The following is a 6,625-nucleotide window of genomic DNA, read 5'->3' as shown; positions in this document are numbered from 1 at the left end:
TTACTTGAAACAATGGTCAAAAAATAAAGTAGTAAAACTATATATGCGGTCTAGCCTTTGAAGAATTGACTAGTTTCCATAATTAAATATTGACTATAAAGGTTATGAAAAAAAGTTTATCCGTGATTCTATCATCCGCAATGGCATTATCCATGTTTTCTTCGATGGCATTCGCTGACACAGCGGCAACTACTACAACAGATGCTACTGCTACTGCTAAGAAAACTTCCGCTGATTTCACAGATCTTAAAGATCTTGACGCAGCTACAAAAGCAAAATTTGACGCTTTGATTAGTGCTGGTATCTTCGACGGAACAAGCGACAAAACGTTTGGTTTGAAAGAAGAAATGAACCGTGCACAATTCGCGAAAGTTGCAGCTTTGATCACTGGAATTGAAGTTAACAAAGATTTGAAAACTTCCAGCTTCTCTGATGTTAAATCCGATGATGCAGCTAACGGTTACGCACTTCCTTACATCGAAGCTTTGAAAAATGCCGGCATCACTGATGGTTACGGCGTAGGTACTTACAACCCAGCTGGTAAAGTAACAAAAGAACAACTGGCTACTTTCTTGGTTCGCGTTCTTGGTAAAGATGCTGACGCTAAAGCAAAAACAGGTAACGATTCAACAGTTACAGATTGGGCACAAGGTTATGTTGCTCTTGCTCTTGAATTGAAACTTCTTCCAGCTGGCGACGGCGGTAAATTCAACGGTCAAGCAAACGCGACCCGCGATCTTCTTTTGACTGGTGCATATGAAGCGAAACAACAATACGTTTCCCCTGGTAAAGTATCCGTGACAGAAGCAAAAGCTACTGGCGCTCAAAAAGTGACAGTAACTTTCAACAAACCAGTTGATACGGACAAAGCAAAAATTGCCTTGAAAAAAGGTACTTCTGATGTAGTAACTACAACGAAGTTTGCTGATGACAAGAAATCCGCAGTACTGACATTGACTGATGTTAAAGTTAGCAAAGGTGATTACACAGTAAACGTAACTGGGCTAGATGCAGCTAACACTGATAAAACAACTGCTTCTTTCACAGGTCAAGACGAAGTTCTTACAAAAATTGACTTCGTAAATGCTGGCGATACAATTGCTTATGCAGATAAAACGATCGTTAAGGTTAAAGCTTCCAACCAATACGGTGAAAATGCAACGACAAACGCTGGTTCCTACAACGTTTACACTTCTGCTGCATCATTCACAAAAATCACAAAAGATAATGATGGTACTTTGTTGATTACTTTGAATACAGCAAATCCTAACACTACTCAAGGTGTATCTGTAATTCCAGTAACGATTGTTAACAACGACAGCCACATTACAGCTACTAAAAACTTCAAGCTTGGTACACAACCAATCCTGACTAAACTTGAACTTGGTGCAGCTCGTTACTCCGTAGGTACAACGTTGAACGGTAAAGGCGAAAACGTTAAATTCGATCTTGTTCTGTTTGATCAATACGGCGGCACAATCTCTTATGATTCTTTGATCAATGCAAAAGTCTACAGCAAAGATAACACTAATACTTCTAAACTGTTTGGAGATACAACTCTAATTTGGAATGATTACATCCCAACTAGTGATGTTAAAACAGAGTTTGAGGATAACGGAAACGATATCCCGCAAGTTAAGATCTCTCTATTGCAAGATATTGACAAAGCTGCTGAATACAACTTTACAGTGTTCAATCAAGCTGCTACAGCAACTGGTAAGATCTCCGTTAAATCCGCTAAAGTTGCCAATAAAGTTGTAATCGGCGACCTTAATGATGTAATTGCTGCTGGCGACAAAAATGTATATGTTCCAATTATCGCTTATGATGCTGCTGGAAATGAGCTTAGCATTGATGATTTGACTAGCGAACAAAACCGCAAACGTATTAGTATTAACGTTTCAGGCGTTAATGGTCAAGCTATCGCTACAATTCAAGAATCCGGTGAGCACAGAGGAACTATCAAATTGAATGAAATTAGCCCGAATTCTAAAGGTGCTGTTTCCGTCACTGCAATCATCGCAACAGCTAACGCAAGCAGCACTTCAACAAAAACTTACACAGTGCAAGACGCTCGTGTGCCTGACCACTTCAGTGTAGTAACTGATCCTACGAAAGCAGCACTTAAAGGTGCTACAGTAGCTGTTGAGCTTGCTATTATCGACCAATATGGTAAAAAACTTGACGATGCTCACTTCACAGACAGCCAAGGCAACAATGTTGAATCTGGAGGTAACAAATATCAAGTAACTGTAAGTGGAGCAACTTACTATGAAAATGGTACTGCATTTACAGATACGACTAAACTTGCATTGAAATTAGGCGATACATTCATCAACCCATCTGCAACTTATGGTAAAGGTGAAGTTGCTGGTGATTTCAAAAAATTCAATGATGAGTTCACGTTGTTCACTGGTTCTGAAGCTGTTGAAGGTTCCAAAATTCAGTACGTAGCAACAATCACTAAGAACGGTACTGAGATCTCCAAGCTTACAAGAACATTAACTGTTGCTAAAATTACAGATGATCTGACTTACTCCGTGAATGCTGTTCCTACTTTGTTCAACCTGAGCGACAGCGGTTCTGTTGTAGGAACAACTTACGGCAATAGCCAAACCATCACTGCCGATGATCTTAAAGATGTAACTAAGAGCCAAGTGTTCGCACGCGAAGTTAAAGTTTCCGCTAAAAACGCTGCTGGCGATACTGTTAAAGTTCCAGCTAACACAATTACTGCTATTACTACATCCAACAATGCTGCTGCAAAAGTAGCTCTTGTTAATGGTAAAGCTTATGTTCTGGGTAACAAAGTAGGTACTGCAACATTGAATGTATCCTACAAAACGATTAAAAACGAAATCAAAACGGCAACAGTCGCTGTAACTACTAAGAACGATGCATTGGCAGTTGATAAAGTTGCTGCTGACAGCACGATGACAATTGCTACAACTGGTGGAAATGCGTTCATCAACTCTGCTCTGAAAGTTACTGATAACTACGGTAAAGAGTATGAGAAAGATGTTGCTCAAAAAGCTAACGGCGTACTGGGTGTAACATTCGCAGCTAGCAACTACTCTACCGGCATTAAAAATGTTACAATTAATCCTTATGGTGATATCGCTGTAACTGGTTCTGGTACATTTGATCTGACAATTACTTCACCAAACGGTAAATCCGATGTTGTTGCAGTAACTGTTACTCCATAAGATTAGCTAACGTTTAATAAAAAAGAAGGCCAATTGGCCTTCTTTTTTATTTTTGTACAAATGTAGAATGCACATATTTATTTGTATTTACGATATTCTTCTGACTGTTTTCAATACTGTTGAACAAACTAATTTGTAAGCTAGTGTTAATCTGTGTATCATTTTTACGAGTTATCCAGATCTTAAATAATTCTTTGGTCTGTCCAACGGTCTCAAGCACTTTGGACTGGCTGGCGAGGATCTCGTTAATGCCTGTGTTCGCATTCTGCTTGTAGACTGAAGTCGCGAATTCCAATGATTTGTTATATTCGTCTGTAAGCTCCAAATAATCTCTATCGAGAATGTCCTTGACGTTAGGCACTTGATCAAAATCCATGTATTGCTGTAGTTTATTTGCGTACATATAGATTTGCATGTCCGTATCACTTAGCCATTTATAAGCATTTACTATAGATTCGTTTTGATTTTCATTTTTAGGTTGGTCATTCTTTAAAGAAACATTCACACTATACGTTGAATCATCCCAAGCAACATCAGCGCCTAACTGCTTCAACATATAAATAGGTACCATCGTTCTTCCCTTGTAATTGATAGCGGGAACGTCATCGACTTTAAGTTCATTTCCATTGTCTTTTACACTTACAATTGGATTGCCCTCGAAGTCTCCCCGGCTTGATGAAGCGTTGACGCTGCTAGTAATAAAGAATAAAATCATAGTTACCGTTAGTAATTTTTTCAAAAAAATCACTCCGTTCTGTTAGATTATTTTAATAGATAATTCAACAGAAGAAGTAAGATTTCCTTTAATTTTACAGATTATCATGACAGGAGAGTTTACTGCTAATGAATAGGAAGCAAATGATTTTGACAACAGGCTGCGTAATTTTTCTATTATCGTCATTTATTTCAGTTTCTCAAGCTGATGCCCCTACCCCTGGCTCATCGACTGACCCGGTGATTACGAAGAGCTACTTCGATCAGAACACCTTAAGCGAAGCCAAGGTGAAAGAGCTTGTCACAGCGGCGCTAGCTGCCAATGGTGGCAGCCAACCGAGCGCAGGAAGCTCTACGTCAGCGACGATGAAGGTTGTCCAGCTGCAGAACGGACAAACCCTTTACGCCGGAGCTGGCGCTGAGTTTATCGTGCGAAGCGGCAAGGTACTGGCCGTGAGCAACGATGAGAACGGCATCCCGGATGTAACGGGAGGCAAGGACTTGGCAGCGGGAACAGAAGTCGCGCTGAATCATCTTTTGATTTTCCCGACCGAGGGCCGCGGGATTAAGCCATCGCCCAAGAATACGGCGGACATATTTGTCATGGTGCGCGGGAGTTATTTGATTTTGAATGCCGATGGTAGCAAGGTTACACAGTAACATCACTTTCCTCCATAATTTTACCCATTATGACAACTTCTTATGCGGTTTGGGTGCTCGATTCTAGCCATACTATAGATGCAACCCAATAAGGGTTCGCGGGCTTATAATATGGACAACACAAACTCTAAGGAGGCGTTTAAGTATGGCTAGAGGCAATAAAGTGGTTCCTGAATCAAAGAAGGCACTTGATGTTCTAAAGTATGAAATCGCTGCAGAGTTAGGGCTGCCTGTTGGCAAGCAAATGTCGTTAAATGCCGATACGGAGTTTGCAACAGAACTAGGGGCAATCCCTTCAAGTTCGATTAAGGAAGACTACTGGGGACACATCTCTTCGAGGGATGCTGGAGCCGTAGGTGGAACGATTACGAAAAGACTGATTCAACGTGCAGAAGAAGTGCTGTTTTCGCTGTAACCACGGGCTTTATTCATAATATCTTCATGTTTTATACATTGACACTAGACGACAAATAAAGTAAGATAACTAATTGAAGGTCAATATTTAATTTAGCCTTTTCCAATCGGGAAAGGTTCATTTTTTTGTTGTCTTTATTCATTATTGTAGGGAAAAATATTTATTTTTACCAGTGCGGAATTGAACGTTCTTGTTAGCGCTTGAGCGCAAAAGAGGGATTCCGTTTGGCGTGAAAAGCTGCGCGAAAGCCGGGCCCACATTTTTTAATATAGAGGCATCGAGTAGAAGCTTTTCAAACATACTAAATGATATTAGGAGGATGAATGATATGGCGCAAGTACGTGGACGTCGTTTATTTACATCCGAATCCGTAACAGAAGGTCATCCGGATAAAATTTGTGACCAAATTTCTGACTCGGTATTGGATGCATTTCTTGCCAATGATCCGAATGCTCGTGTAGCATGTGAGGTATCTGTAGCAACTGGTTTGGTTTTGGTAATCGGTGAGATTACATCAAGTTCTGAATATGTAGATATTCAAGCAATTGCTAGACAAACAATTAAAGAAATTGGGTACACACGTGCGAAATACGGTTTTGACTCCCAAACATGTGCGGTTCTCGTTTCATTGAATGAACAATCCCCTGACATTGCACAAGGTGTTAACAGAGCACTTGAAGCAAGAGAAGGTTCTATGTCCGATGAGGAAATCGAAGCAATTGGCGCTGGTGACCAAGGTCTGATGTTCGGATTCGCGGTTAACGAAACTCCTGAGCTTATGCCGCTTCCAATCTCCATTTCTCACCAATTGGCTCGTCGTTTGACAGAAGTTCGCAAAGACGGTACTTTGCCATACCTGCGTCCTGATGGAAAAACACAAGTAACTGTTGAATATGTAGATGATAAACCAGTTCGTGTTGATGCGATTGTTGTATCTACACAGCATAGTGAAGATGTAACATTGGAGCAAATCCAAAAAGACATCAAAGAGCACGTCATCAATCCAATCGTTCCAGCTCACTTGTTGGATGGGAACACTAACTACTTCATCAACCCAACTGGCCGTTTTGTTATTGGTGGACCACAAGGGGATGCTGGTTTGACTGGTCGTAAAATCATCGTTGATACGTATGGCGGATATGCTCGTCATGGCGGCGGCGCTTTCTCTGGTAAGGATCCAACAAAAGTTGACCGTTCCGGTGCATACGCAGCGCGTTATGTTGCGAAAAATATCGTAGCAGCTGGACTTGCTGAAAAATGTGAAGTTCAATTGGCTTACGCTATTGGCGTAGCGCGTCCGGTTTCAATTGCTGTTGATACTTTCGGAACAAGCACAGTTAGCGAAGAGAAGCTCGTTGAGCTTATCCACAAAAACTTTGACCTCCGCCCTGCGGGCATCATCAAAGAGCTTGACTTGCGTCGTCCAATCTATCGTCAAACAGCTGCATACGGTCACTTTGGCCGTAATGACCTGGATGTTCCTTGGGAGCGTACTGACAAAGCTGAGACTTTGAAAGCACAAGCTTTGGTTTAAAATAAATTAGCCGTCCTTTATGGGCGGCTTTTTTTATGATAAAAAAGAGAACATATGTTTGAATTTTGGTTTGATGTATGGTAAAATATAAAAAGA

The 6,625-nt window shown here is 40.9% G+C and carries 5 protein-coding genes; 4 read left to right on the top strand and 1 reads right to left on the bottom strand.

Translation table 11 applies throughout. The features are described from left to right. The first annotated feature begins 104 nt into the window (after positions 1-104). Positions 105-3,206, top strand: coding sequence for an S-layer homology domain-containing protein (locus HQN90_RS28450; RefSeq protein ID WP_173225240.1), 3,102 nt, complete (start codon positions 105-107; stop codon positions 3,204-3,206). Between the two features lie 46 nt (positions 3,207-3,252). Here the strand turns inward: HQN90_RS28450 and HQN90_RS28445 are convergent, their stop codons facing one another. Continuing rightward, entirely contained in the window at positions 3,253-3,945 is a 693-nt protein-coding gene (locus HQN90_RS28445; protein ID WP_173225238.1) for a stalk domain-containing protein, read from the bottom strand. 104 nt (positions 3,946-4,049) lie between these two features. On the opposite strand from HQN90_RS28445, the gene HQN90_RS28440 reads away from it, so the two are divergent. From HQN90_RS28440 to metK, 3 genes are all read left to right on the top strand, one after another. Continuing rightward, positions 4,050-4,580 carry a hypothetical protein gene (locus tag HQN90_RS28440; protein ID WP_173225236.1) on the top strand — a complete coding sequence of 177 codons (531 nt, stop codon included), beginning with the start codon at positions 4,050-4,052 and terminating at the stop codon, positions 4,578-4,580. A 145-nt stretch (positions 4,581-4,725) separates the two neighbouring features. Next, entirely contained in the window at positions 4,726-4,995 is a 270-nt protein-coding gene (locus HQN90_RS28435) for an alpha/beta-type small acid-soluble spore protein (RefSeq protein ID WP_079415167.1), read from the top strand. Positions 4,996-5,323: 328 nt separating this feature from the next. Continuing rightward, positions 5,324-6,529 (top strand): methionine adenosyltransferase, encoded by a 1,206-nt coding sequence (metK, locus tag HQN90_RS28430; RefSeq protein WP_173225233.1) that lies wholly within the window; start codon positions 5,324-5,326, stop codon positions 6,527-6,529. Positions 6,530-6,625: the final 96 nt, after the last annotated feature.

This window comes from Paenibacillus alba (assembly GCF_013204855.1).
In the GTDB taxonomy this organism is placed as follows: domain Bacteria; phylum Bacillota; class Bacilli; order Paenibacillales; family NBRC-103111; genus Paenibacillus_E; species Paenibacillus_E alba.
The sequence above is the reverse complement of the archived record's forward strand: the minus strand, read 5'-3'. Positions and strand labels throughout refer to the sequence as shown.